A 22,945-nucleotide genomic window follows, 5' to 3' on the forward strand; every position below is an offset into this window, starting at 1 on the left:
CGCATGAAAGCCAAAAAAATCTGCATGATTGGCGCATTTGCAGTTGGGAAAACCAGCTTAGTGCGACGATACGTTGAAAGCATTTTTACCGATAAGTACCACACCACAATTGGGGTGAAAATTTCCAAGAAATATGTCGACCTTAGCCCCGAACCTGTTCAGCTTCTACTTTGGGATCTGGAGGGGAAAGACGTATACACCAACATTAATACCTCTTATTTACGCGGAGCATCGGGCGCCATGCTTGTGGTCGACGGCACACGCCCAGACAGCCTGGACGTAGCCGATGAACTACGAACTCTGATTGTGGACAATTGTGGCGATATACCGATCACACTGATGCTAAACAAGTGCGATCTGGAAGATCAATGGTCAATCGGAAACGACAAAATCACCCGGTTAGAAGAAAAGTCTTCCGCCGTTTTTAAATGCAGCGCCAAAAGTGGGCAAAACGTTGATGAAGCGTTCCAGAAGCTTGCTGAAATCATGCTTGAGCGAGACTGATATAGGGAAATAGCGATGAACCATTTGGAAGCCGTTCTCACGTCACTGAACTACGTAGTACTTGTTAGAAATGAGGATCAGTCATTTTGCTCACTGACACCGGAAGCTGAATGGTTCAGGCAACTATATTGCGAGCAAACAGGCGCAACCTTTAGCGCTAAGAAACTGGATGTTTCTTTAGCCTTTCCTTTCATTGAAAACTTCATTATTGATGCGGACACGATTTGGGGAGAACCTGAATCCACAGAATCGATAAGCTCTGGGGTATGGACAGAATCAGACGCCGAAGGTGAAGAGCTTCAGCTCACAGCAATTGCTTCCAATAATGCTGGTGAGAGCTTGCTGATCATCGAAAATCGGACTGAGCACTTTAAGTTCGAACAGGACATGATGCAAAAAGCCAGAGACATCGCCTTGCTCAATGAAAAACTGGTGACTGAGCTCAACCACAGGCAGCGTAATCTGCAATCCGATATTGCCCGACTGTTTGACGAAAACGCCAGCATGAAAGAAATCAGCGACTCCGTAAAATCGGAGTCTGCGGCCGTTATCATTTTCAACTGTAAAAGCAAAGTACTGAGCGTCAACAACGAATTTAAAAAGCTCTTTCATATTGAAGACGTGGCAAGCTCCCAATCACTGGCTTTGCTTGAGCGTTGGTGTAACGAAGCCGAACCCGTTTACCCCGAGATGAACCGTGTGCTCACCGCTGGTTCTTTCTGGGAAGGTGAGTTTTCGACCAAAACGATTCAGAACCAAAAACATTTTATCCGCCTGAATATCGCACCGATAAAAAATGAGCGTCAACAGGTCACGCACTTCGTCTGTATCGTTCACGACATATCCGAGCTTCGTCTGGATGATAAACATGACGACAGTAACTATACCGGCTACGAATACACCACTCAGTTGCCAAACCGGCGCTACTTCTGGCGCAAACTGCAAGACACGGTAAAAGCGTCGAAAAAGAACAAAAATACATACTCGATTCTATATATCGACTTAGATTACTTTAAGCGAATTAACGACAAGTACGGTTTTGAGCAGGGTGACAAAGTACTCAATCTCATTGGTTCAAGAATTTCGCGCTGCGTGAAACAACGAGATTTTGTGTCTCATCTGGGTGGAGATGAATTCACTATTATCGCAGTTGGGGCAGCAGAACAGCTCAAACCCATGTCTGATCGACTGCGTCGCTCCATCAGCGAACCTGTTCTGATAGCCGGAGAATCCGTGAGCATTACAGCCAGTATCGGGATCGCCACGGTAGAAGATAAAGTCAGCCTTGTTGAAGTGGTAAAGCACTCCGATCTTGCCATGTCTTCCGCTAAAGAGCTTGGACGAAATCAATGCCGAATTTACACAGAGCAGCTCGATCTCACCTTCTCACTTCGTTTACAGCGTGAACACGATATTCACGATGCGATAAAAAACGACGACTTCCACTTGCTGTACCAACCCAAAGTGAATGTTGAACCGTGTGACGAGTTCAATGTAGAAGCACTGGTACGCTGGGAGCATGCCACCGAAGGCACTATTTTCCCCAATGATTTTATTCCGATTGCAGAAGATTCCGGTCAGATAATTCCCCTTGGTCGTTGGGTATTGGATCAGGCTTGCTATGACGCAAAATCCCTACTGGATGATGGCATTAATATTCGTATGGCGGTCAACGTATCAACCAAGCAGTTGAAACACCCGGACTTCTACAACCATGTAAACAAAGCTTTAGAAAAGAGTGGATTGCCATCCCACCATCTTGAACTTGAAATCACCGAAAGCGGTCTGCTCGCCGACATTGATTCTATTCTTGATGTTCTTGGCAAAGTGAGACAGCTTGGCGTCACTGTTGCTCTGGACGATTTTGGTACAGGCTTTTCTTCCCTGAACTATTTGCGGCAGATGCCCGTCGACTTCATTAAGATCGATAAAGAGTTTGTTGACGAACTGCCTGCTAATAATCAGAGCATGCTGATCACTACCTCGCTGATAGAACTCGCGCACAGCCTAAACCTAAAGGTGATTGCAGAAGGGGTTGAGACTTTGAAACAGCTCAACTGCCTGACCAAAGTGGAATGCGACTACATTCAAGGCTACTACTTTTACAAGCCATTGCCCTTTAGCCAACTAGAACTAGCGTACAAGACTGAAACGGAAGAAAAACGAATAGTGTTACCAAAAAATAACCGCCTCTGATTGAACAGTTGGCGGTTATCCTCAGTTTTAGAAGTCAAATAAACAGCTAAACACCTTTCCTAAACATAGGTTGAGTCGTAATCGCTGTCGGTAAAGACCTGAAACGTGTCGGTCGATGTTTCGAAGGTCAAGGAGATAAAGTCATCAGCAGAAAAACTATGAGACTCTAGATATTCCGATTCCTCTGCCGTTAGCGCACGCGCTTCTGTGATCAATGAAAACTGAAAGTATGGCGACCACTCTTCCATCCAAGTGCCCGCATTAGAAATGATCAAGCCGAAGCCCGTTTCATTTGCTGCGTCGTTATGGGTCAGCATTTCGTTGTTAAGAATCAAATTCACATCATCCCCGACGCCAACAATGGCTTCGAAGTTAGAGTACATGACATGATCTTCGAAATTTGAATGTTCATTTCGATTGTTCCCCAACTTCAGTACATCGAACCCAGAACCACCATCGACGTTGCGAGTCATCTGTGGCGGTGTTCCTGGTTCGTTTGGACCAAACAGTTCTTCGTAAATCGCATCTGATGGGCGTGATATCCATGTGGCAGGAGAGCTCAGGTCTGATATATCGACAATGTCATCCCCCGAACCCGCTTTTATATCAAACTCAGTAAACTGTGAATTTTTAGAATGCGTAAATACAATGTGGTCGTTTCCGGCACCAGAATCGATAGTAAACAGATTACTCCAGAGAGCATTGCTGCTATAAGCAGAAATAGAAATGATATCCGCCCCATCGCCTGTTGTGACTTCGCCACGCTTGGCATTTTCGATTACGACTTCTGAACCCGTATTGTTCGCAAGATTCACATCGATTTCGACAAAATTGCTGATGAAAACCGACTCGCTTTCGCCTTCGACTTTTGCTTCTTTGTAACCCTGTTTATTCCAAGAATCCGAGCGAATAAATACAGACTGACTTGAGTCATCGAGGTGTTCAATAGAAACTCCATCGCCCGACCAACTATCAAAACCTACGACTGAGGCGGCTGCGTTATCACCGTTGAGGTCGTTAGCACTACCGGTACCGTCTATGTTGGTTGTTCCAATAAATGAACTGATCATAATTCCCTTTCCATAAGTGTTAGTTTATGTCACCAGAATCATAAATTCAGAATGAATAGCCTTGCATAATCAGGCGTCAAAATAGTAATAAAATGAGCCTTAATTTTATAAAACTACCAATATGAATCATTTCTTAGTACAACTAAGCTCATCACTGGAATTAGCTTTCTAAACTAGTGAATTACTATCGTATTCTTTGCAGCACATAACTTCCGCCAGAAGCTGAACATTTTGTATCAAAAAGAAAGTTGTCTACGTATTAAAAATAATATATTCAACAGGTTAGAAACCTCTTTTATATCAATATTATCCATTGGCTGTATTCGGCAAGTTATGGGATAAAAAAGTATTACATGCACATTTTGAATCACTCTTTTACTTTGATTTTCGCATTCGCATTCTTGCTGGGCTGTTCGTCTCCCGCTAAAGAAGTAGATAACTCCACCAAACTCCATATGATTAATCACATTTCAAGTTACGGTTCAAAGCTTGGAGAAGCGTGGTCATTTAAAGGTGAAGCCTATGTTTTAAAAGATGGAAAGCCTCTTATTCATGTCAATACTGAATCAGAAAAACCAGAAACCTATTTAATTGGTTCGATAACTAAGCCTATAACTGCAACAGCAGTGATTAAATTAGCGGAAGAATACAAACTCGATACCGAGGCACCAATTGGTCAATATTGGCACGAGCTACCCGACAACCTAAAACCACTCTCAATTACTCAGCTTCTTAGCCATACTTCAGGATTAGGTGACATCCCAAGTTTGTACAAAATAGACTCCAGTAACGATCCCAAGGACGTCTTTGAAGGTATTGCCCAATCACCGTCGTATTTTGAACCTGGCACTGGATATAAATATTCCAACGCAGCTTATTACTTATTGGGACTTTTCATCGATCATATCTCCAAGCAACATTGGTTAGACTACATTTCCGAAACAGTGAGTAAACCCGCTAATCTAAATAGCATGGGTTACGGTCAACCCAGCGTACCAGGATGGGTTCGCTATAATGCTCACCTAATCCATGCAGATAAGCCCGCGGTCGAAATTGGTCGTTCTGCCGGGGCTTTGCACTCGTCTGCTCACGATCTCGCCAGCTATGCGTATCAACTCACAATGGGAAATATCGTTCCCAGTAGCCAATTCCGCTACATGACCACCAACCATGTTAAGAGCTCAGAGAGACAGCACGGAGCAGGGTTTAGTATTAGTGACATTGCTGGTACCGCGACTGCGGGGCATGGAGGTAAAATTCAGGGGTTTTCTAGCAGACTGCAATTTAGCCTGAATGGACATTGTGTCGTCGTTATACTTTCAAATAACCAAAACTTCAACGCTTCGATGTTGGCTCACGAGCTATTAAAAATATGCCTGACGGGTGAAGCCGTTTCACCAGCAAATGAACCTGATATTTTAGTTGCCAGTGAACAGTTTAAACAGAAGGTAGCAGGTAGCTATACGCTTTCCTCACCGCCAAAAGCCGTTGCAAAACTGTTAGGAGAAAAATTGATTCAAGACATATCTCGTCTTTCTCTGATACCAAAGTGTAAAGGAATAGAACTTTCTAACGATGCGAATGCTCAGCCCCCTGCTCTACTCTTTGTGACAGACGACTACAAGTTAATAGGCTTAGATACAGGTATAACAATAACGAGTAAAGATGGATTTGAGAGTTTCATTCTATCCCAAGGAGGCTTATCCATAGAATATCGAAAATAACTTTTTGAGGTTAAGACTTAAACAAATTTGAGAATCAACTTACTTAAATTTCATATGTTTACATTGATATTTAAGCTGTTAGCCGCAAATTTTCTAATCCATTTCATTAATGCGCCAAATGAATACTATATGAATGTTCATTTATATAAATTATCCAAGCTTAGAGGTAACCCATTGGTTTCTCTGAATTCATGTAATAATTCATAAAATAAGAGGCGTAAACCATGAAAAAATGGATAATTTTTCTTGCTACATTTTGGGCGTCAAGTTTGCACGCTTCAGGCTTGCTGCAGTGGCCTGAAATAAAGTCGCACACTTTGACTTCCACGGTACTGGAAGAACAACGTAGAGTCTGGGTATCTTTACCCGGCAACTATCACAACAACCCAGATGCTCAGTACCCGGTTATTTACTTTACAGATGGGTCTTATCTCATTAAAAACATTCAAGGTGCCATGTGGGCACTGAATACTCGCGCTGATGTCCCAGAAGCCATTTTAATTGCCATTGAAAACCCAGATAACACTCGCGCTCGTGATTTAACTCCAACCGTATATACCAATGAGTTTTCACCACCGGGTGCCGTGACGGGTCAAAGTGCGCAGTTTGAGAGGTTTATCGTTGAAGAACTTGTACCTTGGGTTAACGCCAACTATCGCACTGATGGATTCGAGGTTATCGCAGGTCATTCTCTAGGTGGGCTATTTGTGGTGTCCAGCCTAATTTCACCAGCAGCAAACTCCGTTTTTGAAGGCTATGTGGCAATGGATCCTTCCCTGTGGTGGGACAATCAGGTGATGATAGAGCGAGTCACAACAGCGGCAACCAACATCCCGTCTAACCAGCATATGGTCTACATTTCCGCAGCGTGGGAAGAGAACATTCCACCTGAGTTTATGGATTTGTACATCAGCCACATTGGCGGAATTGACACAGTTTCTAAAGTAATTGAAGCTCAATATCCTTTGAATTCAACTTATCAGATAGAAACAACAGAATCACACAGAAGCATCGTATACAGCAGCCTGTATAATGGCATCCGAGCTGTATTCCAATGCTACCCAAAGATTTGTGTTAAGTAATATAAGAGCTAAATAACGCAGAAGCCCCATTTGGAATGGGGCTTATTACTATTAAGATACACACCTGTTTTACATATACATTCTTACATAAGATACTTCGCAATTAGATGAAACAGACGTATTCAATTTCTTGGTATCTGATGGTTACGAGAGTTTCTAAGGGCAACCATTTAACGGACAAACTTCAATCCAACGTAAGTCTTCAGAATTATCCCATAGGTGGCAAGTTCCTAATCCTCTGACATTCGCTAGTGTTTTATCAGCTGCAAACGCAGTGAGAACAAGAGATGCATGTACACTATCTTTGTGAACAGAAAAGCGTCCAGTAGTGGCGCAAGATGGACGGTTCGATTCAGAATTTCCAGCAATCTTAAACAAGATCGCATCATTGACTGAACCAATATGGACAATCTTTCCACCTTGGCTATTTCCAACAGCAAATGCTGAAGATGTAAAGAATAAACCAAACAAGACTAACAAATACTTTCTCATTTCTATTTTCCTAATTGATGTTAATTTTAACCTGCTGGGTCAAACTGTGTAACCAAGCAGTATCCTGTGCCATTTTCTCGACCAGCCACATAAACGGTTCCTGATGTTCTACCTGCTGCCCATGCAGTTAGCACGACAGAAGTCAGTGCTGTATGTTCCTGCTTGATCATCATCCAGCCGTAGGGTGAACCTGCGCATTTCGAAGGTAACCCTGAATCCATCATAATCAAAATTCCAGAAGTCACGGCAGTAAGATTACTGATTTTGCCCGACTTGTAATGACCGGAAGCAAATGCGCCAAACGGTAGAAACAATAGAACGAGCCAAGCCAACTTTTTCATAAAATCCCCTTATTAATATGTCATATATTTAACCAGCGCGATGAACACGAATATACCCGTGAACACAATCTCCTCTCACACCAAACCCTATATTCACTTTCTCTTTTGATGCATAAGCCGTTAATAATCGAGAAAGTAACATTTGCCTTCTGTCGCTCGGTATCGTATCCGGAATAACAAAATAGTTAGATTAACAACCTGGGTGAGGTTTAGGCTTACTTTCTAACGTAAAATATATTTTTTTACCATCCAAAAATCCAAAAGTTTTTAATAACACCAATCAAATTCGAATTATAATTCGCAAAGGTCGCTCCGTTCGCAATTATCAAAAATACCTATTGCAATATAATAAATATTCATTTACTAACAATTGATACATTAATTAAAAACGCGTTTCTTGAAGTGCAATAAATGCCCCTTCACAACTGCCTTCTTCCGAGTGAATTCGGACCTTTTTACCAGAAATCTGTGCAGCCATTGCAACACTTAAAACTTTATCTATAAACTCAGAGCTGTGGCGGCTAAAAGTAAAGCGGGCAACACCTTTACAGTCTTGGTTTAAATGGGTAGCACTATCACTGAAATAAATACGCAAAGATTTGTCTGCTTTAAAATCGTAAACCTTAACCCCTTTTAACGTACCAAAGCCGATATCTTTTGCATTAACAACGGGCGCAAGAAAGCTTAACGCCAATAAAATGATTGGAATTTTTTTCACAACTATTACTCTTTAAATTTAAGAAAGTTAATTCTACTCATCAGTTTGTATTGAGAAAAATGTTTATTATTTTGGATAAACAAATATCCCTTCTATTGAGCAGCTCCACCACCCTGTATGGTTTGTTTGCTCATATCGAATTTGTCCTTTAAAGCTTTTTGTGGTCATCATAGTAAGTAGCAAAGAGTAATACTCTTTATAATTAGGATTACTTTTACTGAGCCGCCCACCCTTATCTCCATAGCAACCTGGCATTGCACCTGGCTGAAACTCAATATAAAGACCATCACCTTGATCATGATGAAATCCAACCGGATACAGCGTTTCTATTTCTGGACCCGTTTTTACTTGTGCTTGAGCCGTAAAAACACACGCAACCAAAGCCGTTGCGAGTATTCTCTTTTTCATTATCTATCCTTAAATTAAAGAGGCTTGCTGTCACAAGCCTCTTGTTTCCTTTTATTGGTTGCCTAATACGTGTTCCAGATCGAACACGGGGGGATTGGCGAGGACTTCCTGACGGGTGGGGCCTTCGCCTTTAATGATAGTTAGTGGCATATAGGGTGAGTCAAACGTCACAGTTTCACCATTTCGTTGGTAGTGGAGTGAAAGGAATGCCATGGCGTGAAGCGCCAAGTACGTTTCTGGCAAGCCTAGCTCCAGAGACTCACTACCACGAGGTTCATCACTGCGTGGGAGTATGTTGGCAAAGTAATCATACTGCCTCTCTATGGCAAGCCGAGCTAGCTCATCTAAACTAGAAGGCAACATACTCCAAAGGTGAAGCACTATTCTCGCCAGCGGTTCAAGGCGATGGTAATACACCTTTTCAACATCACGGTTAACGGCTTGGGTGATAACCCCCACCGTCAATGTTGGTGTTACCTTATCGGCAAGCGCTTGCCTGACGCTTTTGTCTTGTTCGTTTTGAACAAACGCTTTTAATAAATGAAAGTAAGCGCGCTCAATGTCGTTGTATAGATGAGGGGCTTCGCCGTAAAAATGCCTCTCCTCATAACTTGCCATTTCATTCAGTGCTTCGGAATTACGATTTAACACCGCCGAAGCTACACCGTCTAACCAATGTAAAACAGTGGACGTTCTCAGCTCTCCCAAGGTGCCTTGCGGGAAATGCAGTGTTTGCCCCATAAACTCAACATCCAATGGTGCCTCTCGGATGTGCATTCTCGCATTTTGATACCAACATTCCCCCCAATACGCCAACAGATAGCGGCTGTGAGCGGAGGGATATTTCAAGATAAGGGACTTAGCCCAGTAATCTCGAAACTCACCAGTACAATATGAACAACCGTGTTGAAATTTATCCACATTAAAGACGTATTCAAGGTCCTCTTTCCGATTACTAATGTCTTCTAACAGATATTCGACTTGGCGGTGCTCAAAGGCGGCATCATCTGAAAGGTACTCTCTTCTGTGGTGACTATATATATTTTTCATTCTTAGTTGTCCAACGTCGGCATTTTAACATTTCTCATATCATACTCTTCGATCTTCACCTGCCCCAACTTGTTATCGGACATGGTTTGATGAACGAATTTGAATAGCTTGAGATTTTTCTGAGGTACCATTATTAGAATCGTGTCCAACATATTGTTAACCGGTTCTTTGAATTGAGTAGTCCAGAAATTACTCCCATCCATCAAAAAAGCCAGCTTGATACCCAAGCTGGCTTTCAAAAATAACCAAGTTTTCTAAGTTACTTTTTCATAATAAAGAATTCTAAACAGGGGTTTTCGCTTTGGTTCCATGGGAACTCGCCTCTTATACAGAAATCGACATGTCGGGATTTGTCTGAACCGAATTCGAAATTATATGTTGTGCTTGATGAAACAAGCTCACGGCGTCCGTTTTCGTAGTCCCAGTATTGGAATTCTAACATTTGGTCATTGGCATTGAAGATTGAGTCTGTCGCATCCAGTTTTACGGAATTTGTTCCCTCAATGTCGACAATGATCAGGCTTCTTGCCATGTCTTTAGGTTCGTAGCGAACACCATTCACTTTCACAATCGCTTTTGGTGGGTTGGGTTCATCGCCTCTTATGTAACTCCATGAATTATAAAACTTATACTTGCCCACAGGAACAACCCGTCCATGTACCGAACTGTCGAAGCCTGACGCAAACTCGTAGATGTTATTGTCCACCATTACATCTACTCGGTAGTTTTTCGCGGTGCCCACTTTACCCAGGGTGAACTGGTTGGATTTGGTGATCACATCCATGATTTTCTGGTGACCGTTGTGCTGGTCGAAAACAAACCAACGATACGTAGGGTTGGCAACATGTGCAGACGGTGTGGCTGTAATTACAATATTGTCATTTATATTATGCGTACTGGTCGAAACCCAGTTTTCGAGTGTGGGCTCTTTTGCCGTTTCTGTTTTGGTGTTTTTCAGTTGCCAACGTTTGGGGGCACATTCTCGTGTGCTTGTTGGGCACCAGTTCAGGTGTAATTGACCTGTCGCAGGCATTTTGAAGTACAGCACTTTTGCCGCTGGGTTAGCGCCAATTTGCTCAAAAAAGCTCACTAATGCACCACCGTTAACGCCTTCATAAGGAGCCCAGGTTCCGCTTAGTGCCGATGTCTCATTTGAATCAATCTTAATGCATTCACCATCCTTAACATCTACCGGATCAGACCCGACAGTCACAGGTGAAATAGTACGGCTGTTGGCATCAGTACATTCAGTCGCGTTGGCGACCCCATCAACAGTGATCTGAATGTTACCGTGCCAGGACTCAGTAGCAGATTTTGCTCTGATAGGTACTCTAATAGAGCCGGATTCACCCGCATTCAGATATTGGTACGAACCTCCAGGATCGTAAGCCAGAGATTGTCTGTTGCCTGATACAAACAAGCCACCTTTGAATGTATGACCAACCATCTCAATGGTCGCTGCATCACCATTAAAAAACTCGCTGGCGTTAATATTTAGAGTGGCATCTTCATTGACGTTGTATGTGAACTTGGGGGCTGCATCATTCACCTGAATTTGCATGTCCACACATCTTGGGTAGCGACTCGTGTTGCTTTGATTTTCATGGGTCGCGCAGTAAGAAAGGCTATGATTACCCGCTTCTGTAAAGGTGACAGTGAAACGTCTCTCGTCAGCACCATTGACGATGGTTCCATCTGGCTTGGTGTGTACCCATTCATTGGATTTGATTTTTGCAACCGAGGAATTACCTATAAACCTTAACCACTGTCCAGCAAGAACAGATTTGGTTGCCTTAGCCCCAGCAGGTAAGGCGTAGTAACTCTCGTGATCAACGGAAATATAAGAACCTGCCGATGTGATTCCACGTGTAGGTTCTTTTGGAATTGTCGGGCTCGTTGGGTATTTGGAATCAGAACCTCCTCCACCGCAGCCTATCAACACACCAGCAAATGCCATCATGGCAATATTTTTCATGTAATTACCCTATATACACAAACTAATTCGCCTTCAAGTCATTGATTAATGACCTGAAAGCGCTGAATAATTCAAGAATAAGTAATGCGCAGAAGGATATGGAGAATTGTTCGCATTACCATATGTGCGCAGTTTATGTACAAGGATGTTAAATTGACATAAATATTATTTAAAACAGCGGGTAATCACCGCTTGAATGAAAACCGGAATTCTGTGCGGTTGAGATAAAGATCCCTAGCTTTGAGTAGACACGCTTCCAGATTGGTATTGGGAGAGTTCGGCAAGCATTGAGTTTCTAGCGCAACACCTTCGTGTCGGTGATAAGTGCCATCGCGACTGGGCTCGCCAGCCAAAAAGTTACCCGTATAAACCTGAATGGCTTCTTGGTTAGTGGCAATGCCAAGGGAGACAATTCCGTCAGATGACGTTAACTGGCATTGAGAGTTGTCGAAATTTTCATACTCAGATAACAAGAATGAATGGTCGTATCCTCCAACCTTCTGCTGATCTTCGTCTGTGAGTAAATCCTCCATAATGGTTTTACCTGCACGGAAATCGAACCCAGTTCCTACCACAGGAGTCACACCACTTTCTGGAATGCCATCTTCTCCAACGGGAAGGTAGCTGTCGGCAGAAAGTTGCAAATGATGTTCAAGAACATCCCCTTCACCATCGAGGTTAAAGTACGCATGGTTAGTCAGCGCAACGATTGTGTCGGATTCAGCGGATGCAGAGTACTCAATCACCACTCGGTTGTCGTCCGTTACCTCGTATCTGGCTTTTACTGAAAGTTCAGAAGGAAAGCCTTGATCACCATCTGGCGACGTGAGTGTAAAAACCACACATTGTTTATCCTGCCGAGCAATCGTCCAGCGCCTTTTGTCAAAACCGCTTTCCCCACCGTGTAAACAGTGGGGAGGTTGGTTTTGCGAGACCTGATAGGTTCTATTTCCGAGTTCAAAACGCCCTTGGGCTATTCTATTGGCATAGCGGCCTACGCTTGCTCCAAAGTAAGCGCTTTGCCGATAGAAATCGTCCATATTATCGACGCCAAGCAGTACTTCTCTCGCCCCTTCAAACAAAGGGATCTTGCAGGAAAGCCAGGTTGCACCAATATCCATCAGTTCGATTGAAAGCCCGTTCTCGTTCTCTAATCTCACTACTATCGGCGGTTTGCCGTCGCTTGCCTTTCCTATCATAAATCCACCAAAGAAGTCCCAACCTGTGCAGAACAAACATGAAGCTCTGCTTGCAATCCATATTGTTCATAATAGACGGGTAAGACTTTCTCGCGAATGACTTGAATAGCACTTTCGGGAACTAACGCGATAACACATCCACCGAATCCGCCTCCTGTCATTCGAACACCGCCATTGTGCCCAATAAGTTTATCAATCTTATCTACCAGAAAATCAATTTCTGGCACCGTGATTTCAAAATCATCCTTCATTGAAAGGTGGGACTGACGCATCAGTTCAGAGAGCTCATAAACATTGCCTTGCTTAAGTGCTGAACTGGCTGCCAGAGTTCTGGCATTTTCAGTGATGATGTGCTTTGCTCTTCGGTACACCACATCGTCCATTTCTGACTTGGCATTTTCGAGCTGTTCAATCGTCACGTCTCTTAGCGCTTTAACATTGAAAAACGCGGCGGCGGCTTCACATTGCTCTCGGCGCGTATTGTATTCACTGTCGACCAAGCCTCGGCTTTTGTTCGAGTTAACAATAAGCACGGTAAGTTCAGATGGTAAATGAATAGGCTGAGTTTCAAGCGAGTGGCAATCTATAAGCAGCGCGCTTCCCTCTTCCCCTTTGGCAGAGATAAGCTGATCCATAATTCCACAGTTACAACCAACAAACTGGTTCTCCGCCTCCTGACCTATCAATGCGAGCGACTGATTATCAAGACCTAAACCATAGAGCTCTGTCATGGTCTTGCCTACCGCCACTTCAAGAGAAGCAGATGAGCTAAGACCCGTACCCTGAGGAATGTTGCCAGAAACAACCAGATCCGCACCACCAAACTGAAAGCCACGCTGACGAATATGCAAAACGACACCACGTATGTAGTTTGCCCACATTTTATTTGGTTCATGATGAATGGGTCCCGACACATCAAACTCATCCATCTCGCTGCCATAGTCCAACGCAACAACACGCATCAGATTGTCATCTCGTTTTCTGGCGGCAATCACGGTTTGATAGTTGATGGCACAGGGCAGAACAAAACCGTCGTTATAGTCGGTATGCTCACCAATCAAATTTACACGTCCCGGTGCCTGAATCAGATGCGACGGGGCTTCTTTGAATACCTCTGTAAATGATTCATTAACGAAATAAACCAGTGCGTTCATGTTTTCTCTCCAACTACCTATTTCTACCGACCATTAAGCTTCCTTGTAGTGCACATCGCTCAACTGCGATAGGCGCTCTGCCGCTTGTTCTGGCGTTAAATCTCTTTGATACTCAGCCAGCATTTCATAGCCAACCATAAACTTCCGCACAGTGGCACTTCTTAGCAGTGGCGGATAGAAATGAGCATGCAATTGCCAGTGCTCAATATTGCGCTCGTCTTTGAAAAATGGCGCAAAGTGCCATCCCATGGAATAAGGGAAGGAGCAGTTAAACAAGTTGTCGTAACGCGTGGTTAGCCTCTTAAGAGCTTGCGCCAAGTCGACTCGCTGTTCTTTGTTTAACTGGTTAAACCGAGTGACTGAAAACTTGGGAAGCAAGAGCGTTTCAAATGGCCAGGAAGCCCAGTAAGGCACGACCGCAATCCAATATTCCGTTTCAACAACCACTCGCTCCTGTAACGCTTGTTCTTTCACTGCGTAATCCAACAGCAAATTGCTACCGTGCTGATCCTGATATTCCCAAAGCAGCCCGTCTTTACGTGCTATTTCATTTGGCAAAAAGCTGTTCGCCCATATCTGTCCGTGAGGGTGCGGCTGAGAACACCCCATCAGTTCGCCCTTGTTTTCAAACGCCTGAACCCATAAATACTCTTGTCCCAGTTCCGTCACCTGTTCGTCCCAGGTATTAATCACCTCGGTAATTTGAGGCACGCTCAACTCTGGAAGGGTTTTGCTGTGATGAGGCGAAAAGCAAATCACCCGGCTTAATCCGTTCGCTGGACCACTCTGAAACAGCGGGTCGGAAGATTTCTCTGGTCCCGGAGAGTCTGGCATTAAGGCGGCGAAGTCATTTTGAAACACGTAACAACCTTTATAATCTGGATTTTTCTCGCCAGAAATACGGGTATTTGTCGGGCACAAAAAGCAGTCAGGATCGTAAGATTTTGAGCTGCTTTCTTCGACTTCTTCATTTTGCCCACTCCAGGGGCGTTTCGCTCTGTGTGGTGACACCAAAATCCACTGACCAGTCAGTGGGTTATATCTTCTATGCGGATGCTCTTTTGGGTCAAATTGACCAGAATTCATTATTCTTTCCTTGTGTATACGTTTACATTTTTAAATCAATGACTTCTCAGTGGGTCTGTTGCCAACTAATTTTTTGAAGTATTGGGCTTTAACATCACCTGATAGTGAAAGTGTTTCTCTTTCAATTGGAATTCCTGATGGACACTTGGCGTCCAGGAATCATCGCCACCAACGCCCATATGTGCTGTATCAACATTCACATAGAGCTGACCACTCAATGTCAGGTCGCATGTGTGCGTGGCTTGGCTAACCTGCCTTGGTTCATACTGACTAATGCCTAAGTGAAAGGCTTGTCCTCTCACTCCGGCGATGTTCAAGTCTCCGACAGACGCCGTAGACACATCGCATCGCAAGCCAGATTCGCTAGGGAAAATATATGGCGTAAACCAGTCTTTCGCGGCAAGTTGATAGTGTCCAAAATGCGCCGACAGAATTCGGTCCGGGTAGTTTTCATGGGGACCGCGCCCAAACCAGTCGACAGACTGATTTTCATCGACCAACACAAAATCAAATCCAACTCTTGGCAACGGCGGCAACCCTTCAGATACTTCGACCTTGACGTCGATTTCCAACGCTCCGTCAGAACTCACTGCATACGTCCAACACGTTCTAATCAGACAAACCCCATTGTGCTGGTGCTCAAACGTTGTCTGTATGATGGCTTTACTCGCGAGATTGGTCGCGTCAACTCTGACGCATTGTGGCGTCATATCCCACAGCCCACTCTGCTGCCAACGCGCCACCCATGAGTTCGGGTCCACGCGGTTCGCTTCGCTGGTTCCGATGTCGTTGTCGATAGGGGAACGGTAGAAACAGTCTTTTGGTACTCGTTTAAATACTTCTTTGTCGCCAGCACGCCAGCTCTCAATCAACCCGGTGTTTTTGTTGATACTGAGCATAAACCCTTCACCCTGAACTTCGATAACCTGAGCGTTTGCGTGAAGCATTACATCGCCGTTTGGCGCTTCTTCTACATAAGAACTAAGAGGCACTAACGATGGGATTGATAGCTGTTCGCTGGCAACTTCAAACCCTTCTTCTGCCCAAGGTAACTCGGAATCGGTTACCACGTGAAGGTTCAGATAACGCGGTGCTTTGGCAGTTTCCGAGATGGCATTCTCTGAAAGTACCAATGTGGTTTTACTGTCGGCAGACACTTCTAACGGCAATTGCCCTAGCTCCACCAGCGTGTCGCCTTCGACTAATTGCCAGTGCAAATTGAGCGGGATATCGGATTCGAACAGATGCTCATTGGTGACTTCGACGGTTATGGGATTTGTATCGGCTAAGCTGAACTGAAAAAACTGCTGAGCCTTTTTCACTTCATGAATCGTCGGATGTGGTGTTCTGTCTGGGAACAGCAATCCGTTAATGCAGAATTGTCTGTCATTGATGTCGTCACCAAAATCCCCACCATACGCCCAATAAGGTTGTCCCTTGTCGTCTAACTTAGTGATTCCCTGATCAACCCAGTCCCAGATGAATCCCCCTTGGAGTCTAGGGTAGGCGCGGAATGCTTCCCAGTACTTGTGGAAGTTGCCTAAGCTGTTTCCCATTGCGTGAGCGTATTCACATAAGATCAGCGGTCTATTCTCGTCTGGAAGTGATATCCACTTTTTAATGCCACGTCGGCTGATCTCGTCTTTTTGATTAGGAAAATACTCGTCTCGGTCGACTCGCGAATACATAGGAGGAATGATGTCGGTAGCCGCGGTATCTGCCCCGCCACCCTCATATTGTACAGGTCTTGTCGGATCGGACATCTTGATCCATTGGTACATGGCGTGGTGATTTCCACCAATGCCAGACTCATTACCCAGCGACCAGATAATCACACTCGGATGATTTTTATCTCGCGCAACCATACGGCTGGCGCGCCTCATATAAGCAGATAGCCATGAAACATCGTCCGACAGACGGCACATTGGGAACTGTCCGTGGGATTCGATATTAGCTTCATCGACCACATATAAACCGTATTGATCACACAACTCATACCATTCTGGGTGGTTAGGATAGTGTGAGGTTCTGACTGCATTAAAGTTGTTTTGTTTAAGCAGAATGATGTCTTCTAACATGTCATCACGCGTGACAGCGTGACCACGTTCAGGATGATGCTCATGTCGGTTCACCCCTCGAATCAACAGCGGTTTACCGTTGATCATCAGTTGTCCGCTCTTAATCTCTACCTGTCGGAAACCAACATCATAGGCTTCACAATCAAGCAGATTCCCCTGTTTGTCTTTGAGTGATACCACACAGCGATAGAGGTAAGGCGACTCTGAACTCCACTTTTTCGGCTCAGGTACAGGCAAGTTGTGATGAGTTTTGTCTGCCCAGCCACCTTTTTCATCAATGAATACTCGTCCGGTGAATTCAGGACGTGATTCCAGCACTCTTGTACCGTTCGCATCAAATAGCTCAATACAGGTGTAAGCGTCTTCATTAACCTGACTCAGCGTTGTTTCGACACGTAAAGTGGCATCGCGATAACAGGCATCTAAATGAGTTTGAATGGTGACATCTGCAATGCAGAGTCTGGGCTTTTTCAGCAGGTAAACGTCGCGGAAAATACCACTCAGCCACCACATATCCTGATCTTCCAGATAGCTGCCATCAGACCAACGAAATACCACAACGGTGAGCTGGTTTTCGCCCGCTTCCACAAAATCGGTCAGATCAAACTCGGCAGGTAAACGGCTGTCTTGTGAGTACCCTACCCATTCACCGTTACACCAGAGATGGAAGGCTGAATTAACGCCATCAAATACAACTCGGATCTGCTCTGTTAACTCATCTTCAGAAAGAGAAAACGCCCGGCGATATACGCCTGTCGGGTTGTCTTTGGGGACAAAAGGCGGGTTGTCGGCAAACGGGTATTTTACATTGGTGTAGATTGGGAAATCGTGACCTTGCATCTGCCAGTTGCCGGGAACATCGATGTTGTCCCAGCCTGAATCGTCAAAATGTCTGGCGACCTGCTGTTCTTCTATTTCTTCGGGTTTGGAAAACAGGTTGAATGCCCAAACTCCATTTAAACATACGCGGCTCCCCTCACCTGCATTCAACGCATCTTGGGAATCTTTAAAACTAAATAACGGAGCATGAGCGCTGAGCACATTATGATGAGTGACATGGTGGTTTTCCCATTCACGTGCTGAAAAGATGTCTTTAAACGTTCTCATAGCCATACTCGCTGTAGCCGCTGTTTGTTAGCTTTCATTTGAAAAAGAATGCCGCAGCCCTACACTGCGGCAAACTGGTTAAAACCAGAGTTATTTAAATGTTCTCTGGCGCGCTTTTTCCAGGCGCTGAAGAATCTTGTCCAGACGATCTGGGTGAACCATAAATTCCTGGAACCCTTTCATCCCTTCTTTCGCCATTGCAGGATCGGTGTCACGGTCATAGAACTGTGCCGTACCTACTGCTTTACCCAACATTTCCACACCTACGTTCAGGAACGGATCATCTTTAACCGATGCTTTGTTGTTGGTTGGGATTTGCAGAATGCTGTCGTTAATCAGCTTCTGAATTTCAGGCGTTGCGACAAAGGCAAGGAACTTACGTGCTTCTTCTTTGTTCTTCGCTTTGCTTGGAATATGGATGGTATCCATTGGTGCGTCTTCCGCCAGACCAACCGATGGGTCGATAACAGGGAACTGAAAGAAACCCATTTTGCCGTCCATTTCAGGTGGGAAGTTTGGTGTGATGAAGTTACCGATTAGGTACATTGCCGCCTGACCGTTGTACAGGAATGGCTGCGCTTCCTGCCAGGAATAAGACGCGTGGTTGTCCAGGAAGTAACCAGGCTCGACCAACTCTTTCCACTTGGCGAATGTTTTCTTAACACGATCGTCGGTGTAAGGGACTTTACCGTCCATGAGCTGAATGTGGAAATCCAGACCATTGGTACGAAGGTTCAAATAATCAAACCATCCCGCGGCCGTCCAAAGGTACTTGGTTCCGATGGCAAACGGCGCAACGTTATTTGCTTTCAGCTTGGCTGCCGCCGCTTTAAATTCGTCCCAGTTTTTAGGCTCTGCAATGCCGAATTTATCGAAGATATCTTTGCGGTAGTACACGCCCCATTGGTAATAAGTGTATGGCACACCGTATTTTTTACCGTTTACGGACATCGCAGGCGCTGCGGCTGCAAAGTCCTGATTCATTCCGTTGGCTTCCCACAGGTCACTCACATCTTCAAGAAGTCCGCGATCCACAAAAGTTTTCATGCGGTTACCTGCAAACCAAAATACGACATCCGGTGGCGACGTTGCCAGCCAGTTTCGAATCGTCGTTTTGTAGGATTCGTGGTCGTACAGGTTGTATTTGACCTCTACATCTGGGTTCGCTGCCTTAAAGCGCGACACCACTTCGTCCCATGCCTGTTTTGGTGCAGCATCTGAGGCATTGGAGTTAATCACCAATGTTCCCGCGACTGCTGAACCAGCGACAGTTGCAGCAAGCAAGACTGATGCAGCTAAGTGTTTCACGTATTTCATAATAAGGTCCTTGTTGTTGAGCTTTGCTCTTGTGGTCCAAATTTTTTAAGCCCCGTTTAACTTCAAAACTCGAAGTCGTGGGTGTTTTTTATTATCTAATCGCTATCGCCAAATTCAGTTGTTTAGGCTGATGTTCTGTGTTCAATGCATTTATCCTTTTGTCGCCCCAAGGGTCAGACCCGCGATAAAGTGGCGTTGCATCGTAAAGAACAGAACCACTGGTGGAATAGCCGCGACCACAGCACCGGCAGAAATAAACTGCCAGGAAGCAAGCCATTGTCCGCGCAAAGCACTCAAGCCAGCCGTTACCGGTCTTACTTCGTCACTTTGCACAAGTACCAGCGCCCAGAAAAAATCATTCCATATAAAAGTAAATACCAGCACAGACAACGCTGCCAGTGCAGGTCGCACAAGCGGTAGCACCACGTACCAGAAGATCTTCCATTCGCTCACCCCTTCAACCCTTGCCGCTTCAATAAGAGCATCGGGGATTCCGACGATAAAGTTGCGCATAAACAAGGTGCAAAACCCTGCCTGAAATGCAATGTGGAAGAAGATCAACGCCCAGCGGGTGTCGTACAAACCAAAGGTAATAGTCAGGTCGCGAACCGGAATCATCAGAATCTGAAACGGCACGAAGTTACCCGCGATAAAGGTGGCAAAAATCCAGATGTTGGCTTTGAAGTTGTATTTTGCGAGTGCATAGCCCCCAAGCGTTGAGAGCGCAACCGCACCTGCCACGGCAGGAATGGTGATCATCAGGCTGTTTAGCAAGTACTGCCCCATAGGGGTAGAGGTAAACACCTGAGAGTAGTTTTCGAAAAACTGAATATCGCTGGGTATACCCCAATAGTTACCTTTGTTGATGTCTTCTATCGAGCGAATCGAAGTCATCATCACCGCTATCAATGGCAGCAGCCACATCAGAATAGAAATAGGCAGCGCAACGCGGTAGCTGATATTGGTCAGGCGTCCTGCCTTTTGAATCGGTTGCGGATACATTATTTTTCACTCCTCAACATACGCCACAAGAAGTAAGCGATGTACACATCCATAATGAGAAACAGAACCACCGACACCGCGGCACCAAAGCCCATTCGGTAATTGAAAATGGATTCTTCATACATTTGATACGCCAGCACTGAAGAACTGCCCCAAGGTCCACCCGCCGTCATGGTTGCAACCAAATCGAAAGATCGAAGTGCACCAATAACGGTAACCACAATGGCAATAAAAGTGGCAGGACGAAGTTGAGGCAGCACCACATACCAGAGCATGCGCCATTTCTTTGCACCATCAAGGCGCGCTGCTTCTATTTGTTCTGGATCGAGATTATTCAGCCCTGTCAGGTACAAAATCATGCAATAGGAAATTTGCGGCCACAGCCCAGCAGCGATGATTCCGTAGGTCACGTACTTTTCGTTCGAAAGGATGGCGATCGGTTCAAGCCCTAATCCATTTAAAGCTATGTTGAATAATCCGAAAGTCGGGTCATAAAACCAGGCAAAGACCAATCCAACCACTACCTGTGAAATAACGAACGGGAAAAAGAAGAGTGACTTCACAACTCGAATCCCTTTCACCTGTTGGTTGAGGAAAAGAGCGATAGCCAGCCCCGCTGGTGGTGCAATCATGAAAAACACCAGCCAGAGAAAGTTATTTTTGAGCGATGTGTAAAACGCATCTGATTCAAACAGCTCGACGTAATTATCAAGCCCGACCCAAGTTTTATCCCCTAGCCCGTCCCACTGATAAAAGCTCAGCCAGATACTGTCGATGATTGGGTAAATAACGTAAACCACAAAGATGACCATGGCGGGAAAGAGGAAAAACCAAGGCGTAAGCTGTCGCATGGTCGAACGCTTCTTTCTGGCAGAAGGCATCCGACTTCCTGGGTATATCGTTTTCACAGATTGTTCCATTTTTATGCATTCCCTTTTACTTTTTACTCAAATCCCTGCATCAAGATGGGGCACTAAGTTGAGCAAAAACACTTCTATTCTCTTTGCATCTACGTTCAATATAGGATCGTTGAAGAAATTTTGCACAGTAATAAAACTCAAAGTGTAAACGTTTCCACAAAAATCACTCAATTGGTGCATTTTAAGTTGATCACGATCAACTATTATTAACAAGTCACTAACAATGTTTGCGTGTTCACGTATTTTAAATTTCAGTTACTACTACTGCTTGTGCTCGGGAGTCCAAAATGGCAGACATCACGTTACAAAACGTCATCAAAGAATATGGTGACATCCGGACAATTCACGGGGTGGATCTGGAGATCAACAACGGAGAGTTCGTCGTTTTTGTTGGTCCATCAGGTTGCGGTAAGTCGACACTGCTTCGGTTGATTGCGGGTCTGGAAGAGATTTCAGGTGGCACAATAGAAATAGAGAACGAAGTCGTAAACGAAGTTGACCCTGCCGAGCGTGGCGTTGCCATGGTATTCCAGTCTTACGCGCTTTACCCGCATATGACAGTAGAAGAAAACATGGGCTTTGGGCTCAAAATGACCGGGCATCCCAAAGAGAAGATAGAAAAGCAAGTTTCGATTGCGGCGAAAACGCTCCAGTTGGAACCGCTTCTTAAGCGTAAGCCTAAGGAGCTTTCAGGTGGTCAAAGGCAGAGGGTGGCAATTGGCCGCGCCATTGTCAGAAACCCCAAAGTCTTCCTGTTTGATGAACCTCTGTCCAATCTTGACGCCGAATTACGGGTCGAAATGCGTTTGCAAATCGCTAAGTTACATCAGGAGTTGCAAAACACCATGGTGTACGTGACTCACGATCAGGTGGAAGCGATGACACTGGCAGACAAGATCGTGGTACTCAGAGCAGGAAACGTCGAACAGGTTGGTACGCCACTGGAGCTTTATCACCATCCGAAAAATGAATTTGTTGCAGGGTTCATCGGTTCTCCTAAGATGAACTTCGTTCCGACAGAGTTTATTTCACTTTCAGCTCAAACTCTCACACTAAAAACACCTGACGAATCCATTATATCGTTACCATATGACGGAGAAATTACCGCTAAGCCAGGCGATAAACTGACTTTTGGAATTCGACCAGAGCATCTCCTTATTGGCGAAGAAAGTGCCATAAGTTTCCAGTTCGACAGTGAAGTGGTTGAGCGCCTGGGTAACAGCACTTATCTTTTTGGTCAGGCTTTAGGCGTTGATGGGTTTACAGTACATTCCCCAGGGGATCAGGAAGTTACCAAGTATCAAACTCTCACACTTGGTTGCCGCGCAGAAGATGCACATTTGTTCTATGCAAATGGGTTACACGTCAACGCTTCCTAAACATATTTTGGGGGCGTTAAGCCCCTTTTTTCCGTTACAAATCCTGTAAATATTTATTTCAGAAACCAGCATAAAATCCTGTTTATACTGGTAGTAAAGTTCTCACTTCTGAATCTTATGAAATAAGCTCATATTTAGCGTGA

Annotated in this window: 19 protein-coding genes; 5 read left to right on the forward strand and 14 right to left on the reverse strand. The window is 44.8% G+C overall.

The genetic code is table 11. The features are described from left to right. Positions 1-3 precede the first annotated feature (3 nt). Together INR79_RS25435 and INR79_RS25440 are read left to right on the forward strand one after the other, a co-directional pair. On the forward strand, positions 4-504 hold the full coding sequence (locus tag INR79_RS25435; RefSeq protein WP_004404336.1) for a Rab family GTPase: 501 nt from the start codon (positions 4-6) through the stop codon (positions 502-504). A 15-nt stretch (positions 505-519) separates the two neighbouring features. After that, positions 520-2,700 (forward strand): EAL domain-containing protein, encoded by a 2,181-nt coding sequence (locus INR79_RS25440; RefSeq protein WP_223097576.1) that lies wholly within the window; start codon positions 520-522, stop codon positions 2,698-2,700. A gap of 59 nt (positions 2,701-2,759) precedes the next feature. Here INR79_RS25440 and INR79_RS25445 read toward each other — a convergent pair whose 3' ends face one another. After that, positions 2,760-3,770, reverse strand: a complete 1,011-nt coding sequence (locus INR79_RS25445; RefSeq protein WP_223097583.1) for a hypothetical protein — start codon at positions 3,768-3,770, stop codon at positions 2,760-2,762. A gap of 353 nt (positions 3,771-4,123) precedes the next feature. On the opposite strand from INR79_RS25445, the gene INR79_RS25450 reads away from it, so the two are divergent. Together INR79_RS25450 and INR79_RS25455 are read left to right on the forward strand one after the other, a co-directional pair. After that, positions 4,124-5,494, forward strand: coding sequence for a serine hydrolase domain-containing protein (locus tag INR79_RS25450; protein ID WP_223097585.1), 1,371 nt, complete (start codon positions 4,124-4,126; stop codon positions 5,492-5,494). Between the two features lie 224 nt (positions 5,495-5,718). Further along, the gene (locus INR79_RS25455; protein ID WP_223097587.1) at positions 5,719-6,576 is read left to right on the forward strand and encodes an alpha/beta hydrolase; all 858 of its coding nucleotides are present in this window, start codon (positions 5,719-5,721) and stop codon (positions 6,574-6,576) included. Positions 6,577-6,732: 156 nt separating this feature from the next. On the opposite strand, the gene INR79_RS25460 is transcribed toward INR79_RS25455, so the two are convergent. From INR79_RS25460 to INR79_RS25520, 13 genes are all read right to left on the reverse strand, one after another. After that, positions 6,733-7,068, reverse strand: a complete 336-nt coding sequence (locus INR79_RS25460) for a hypothetical protein (protein ID WP_004404348.1) — start codon at positions 7,066-7,068, stop codon at positions 6,733-6,735. 26 nt (positions 7,069-7,094) lie between these two features. After that, the gene (locus tag INR79_RS25465; protein ID WP_004404350.1) at positions 7,095-7,409 is read right to left on the reverse strand and encodes a hypothetical protein; all 315 of its coding nucleotides are present in this window, start codon (positions 7,407-7,409) and stop codon (positions 7,095-7,097) included. A gap of 382 nt (positions 7,410-7,791) precedes the next feature. Continuing rightward, entirely contained in the window at positions 7,792-8,127 is a 336-nt protein-coding gene (locus tag INR79_RS25470) for a hypothetical protein (RefSeq protein WP_223097589.1), read from the reverse strand. A 66-nt stretch (positions 8,128-8,193) separates the two neighbouring features. Continuing rightward, positions 8,194-8,535 (reverse strand): hypothetical protein, encoded by a 342-nt coding sequence (locus tag INR79_RS25475; protein ID WP_223097591.1) that lies wholly within the window; start codon positions 8,533-8,535, stop codon positions 8,194-8,196. 51 nt (positions 8,536-8,586) lie between these two features. After that, entirely contained in the window at positions 8,587-9,585 is a 999-nt protein-coding gene (locus INR79_RS25480) for an Imm49 family immunity protein (RefSeq protein ID WP_223097593.1), read from the reverse strand. Between the two features lie 259 nt (positions 9,586-9,844). After that, positions 9,845-11,560, reverse strand: a complete 1,716-nt coding sequence (locus INR79_RS25485; protein ID WP_223097595.1) for a hypothetical protein — start codon at positions 11,558-11,560, stop codon at positions 9,845-9,847. A 185-nt stretch (positions 11,561-11,745) separates the two neighbouring features. Next, positions 11,746-12,759 carry a galactose-1-epimerase gene (gene galM / locus INR79_RS25490; RefSeq protein ID WP_223097597.1) on the reverse strand — a complete coding sequence of 338 codons (1,014 nt, stop codon included), beginning with the start codon at positions 12,757-12,759 and terminating at the stop codon, positions 11,746-11,748. Beyond that, on the reverse strand, positions 12,756-13,913 hold the full coding sequence (galK, locus tag INR79_RS25495; RefSeq protein WP_223097599.1) for a galactokinase: 1,158 nt from the start codon (positions 13,911-13,913) through the stop codon (positions 12,756-12,758). The genes galM and galK overlap by 4 nt, the downstream gene beginning before the upstream one ends. A gap of 33 nt (positions 13,914-13,946) precedes the next feature. Next, positions 13,947-14,999: a UDP-glucose--hexose-1-phosphate uridylyltransferase gene (locus INR79_RS25500; protein ID WP_223097601.1), complete on the reverse strand. Its 1,053-nt coding sequence runs from the start codon at positions 14,997-14,999 to the stop codon at positions 13,947-13,949. Between the two features lie 65 nt (positions 15,000-15,064). Next, on the reverse strand, positions 15,065-18,184 hold the full coding sequence (locus tag INR79_RS25505; protein ID WP_223097603.1) for a beta-galactosidase: 3,120 nt from the start codon (positions 18,182-18,184) through the stop codon (positions 15,065-15,067). Positions 18,185-18,274: 90 nt separating this feature from the next. Further along, positions 18,275-19,501: an ABC transporter substrate-binding protein gene (locus tag INR79_RS25510; protein ID WP_004404376.1), complete on the reverse strand. Its 1,227-nt coding sequence runs from the start codon at positions 19,499-19,501 to the stop codon at positions 18,275-18,277. A gap of 150 nt (positions 19,502-19,651) precedes the next feature. After that, positions 19,652-20,503: a carbohydrate ABC transporter permease gene (locus INR79_RS25515; protein WP_223097605.1), complete on the reverse strand. Its 852-nt coding sequence runs from the start codon at positions 20,501-20,503 to the stop codon at positions 19,652-19,654. Continuing rightward, positions 20,503-21,423: a carbohydrate ABC transporter permease gene (locus INR79_RS25520; protein ID WP_223097607.1), complete on the reverse strand. Its 921-nt coding sequence runs from the start codon at positions 21,421-21,423 to the stop codon at positions 20,503-20,505. The genes INR79_RS25515 and INR79_RS25520 overlap by 1 nt, the downstream gene beginning before the upstream one ends. A 287-nt stretch (positions 21,424-21,710) precedes the next feature. On the opposite strand from INR79_RS25520, the gene INR79_RS25525 reads away from it, so the two are divergent. Beyond that, positions 21,711-22,802, forward strand: a complete 1,092-nt coding sequence (locus INR79_RS25525; RefSeq protein ID WP_223097609.1) for an ABC transporter ATP-binding protein — start codon at positions 21,711-21,713, stop codon at positions 22,800-22,802. The last annotated feature ends 143 nt before the right edge of the window (positions 22,803-22,945 follow it).

Source organism: Vibrio sp. SCSIO 43132 (assembly GCF_019904195.1).
Lineage (GTDB): Bacteria > Pseudomonadota > Gammaproteobacteria > Enterobacterales > Vibrionaceae > Vibrio > Vibrio nigripulchritudo.

Bases quoted from the DNA above. Each gene is read 5' to 3' on its own strand.
- INR79_RS25435 (WP_004404336.1), top strand. From the start codon at position 4: ATGAAAGCCAAAAAAATCTGCATGATTGGCGCATTTGCAGTTGGGAAA.
- INR79_RS25440 (WP_223097576.1), top strand. From the start codon at position 520: ATGAACCATTTGGAAGCCGTTCTCACGTCACTGAACTACGTAGTACTT.
- INR79_RS25445 (WP_223097583.1), bottom strand. From the start codon at position 3,770: ATGATCAGTTCATTTATTGGAACAACCAACATAGACGGTACCGGTAGT.
- INR79_RS25450 (WP_223097585.1), top strand. From the start codon at position 4,124: ATGCACATTTTGAATCACTCTTTTACTTTGATTTTCGCATTCGCATTC.
- INR79_RS25455 (WP_223097587.1), top strand. From the start codon at position 5,719: ATGAAAAAATGGATAATTTTTCTTGCTACATTTTGGGCGTCAAGTTTG.
- INR79_RS25460 (WP_004404348.1), bottom strand. From the start codon at position 7,068: ATGAGAAAGTATTTGTTAGTCTTGTTTGGTTTATTCTTTACATCTTCA.
- INR79_RS25465 (WP_004404350.1), bottom strand. From the start codon at position 7,409: ATGAAAAAGTTGGCTTGGCTCGTTCTATTGTTTCTACCGTTTGGCGCA.
- INR79_RS25475 (WP_223097591.1), bottom strand. From the start codon at position 8,535: ATGAAAAAGAGAATACTCGCAACGGCTTTGGTTGCGTGTGTTTTTACG.
- INR79_RS25480 (WP_223097593.1), bottom strand. From the start codon at position 9,585: ATGAAAAATATATATAGTCACCACAGAAGAGAGTACCTTTCAGATGAT.
- INR79_RS25485 (WP_223097595.1), bottom strand. From the start codon at position 11,560: ATGAAAAATATTGCCATGATGGCATTTGCTGGTGTGTTGATAGGCTGC.
- galM (WP_223097597.1), bottom strand. From the start codon at position 12,759: ATGATAGGAAAGGCAAGCGACGGCAAACCGCCGATAGTAGTGAGATTA.
- galK (WP_223097599.1), bottom strand. From the start codon at position 13,913: ATGAACGCACTGGTTTATTTCGTTAATGAATCATTTACAGAGGTATTC.
- INR79_RS25500 (WP_223097601.1), bottom strand. From the start codon at position 14,999: ATGAATTCTGGTCAATTTGACCCAAAAGAGCATCCGCATAGAAGATAT.
- INR79_RS25505 (WP_223097603.1), bottom strand. From the start codon at position 18,184: ATGAGAACGTTTAAAGACATCTTTTCAGCACGTGAATGGGAAAACCAC.
- INR79_RS25510 (WP_004404376.1), bottom strand. From the start codon at position 19,501: ATGAAATACGTGAAACACTTAGCTGCATCAGTCTTGCTTGCTGCAACT.
- INR79_RS25515 (WP_223097605.1), bottom strand. From the start codon at position 20,503: ATGTATCCGCAACCGATTCAAAAGGCAGGACGCCTGACCAATATCAGC.
- INR79_RS25520 (WP_223097607.1), bottom strand. From the start codon at position 21,423: ATGGAACAATCTGTGAAAACGATATACCCAGGAAGTCGGATGCCTTCT.
- INR79_RS25525 (WP_223097609.1), top strand. From the start codon at position 21,711: ATGGCAGACATCACGTTACAAAACGTCATCAAAGAATATGGTGACATC.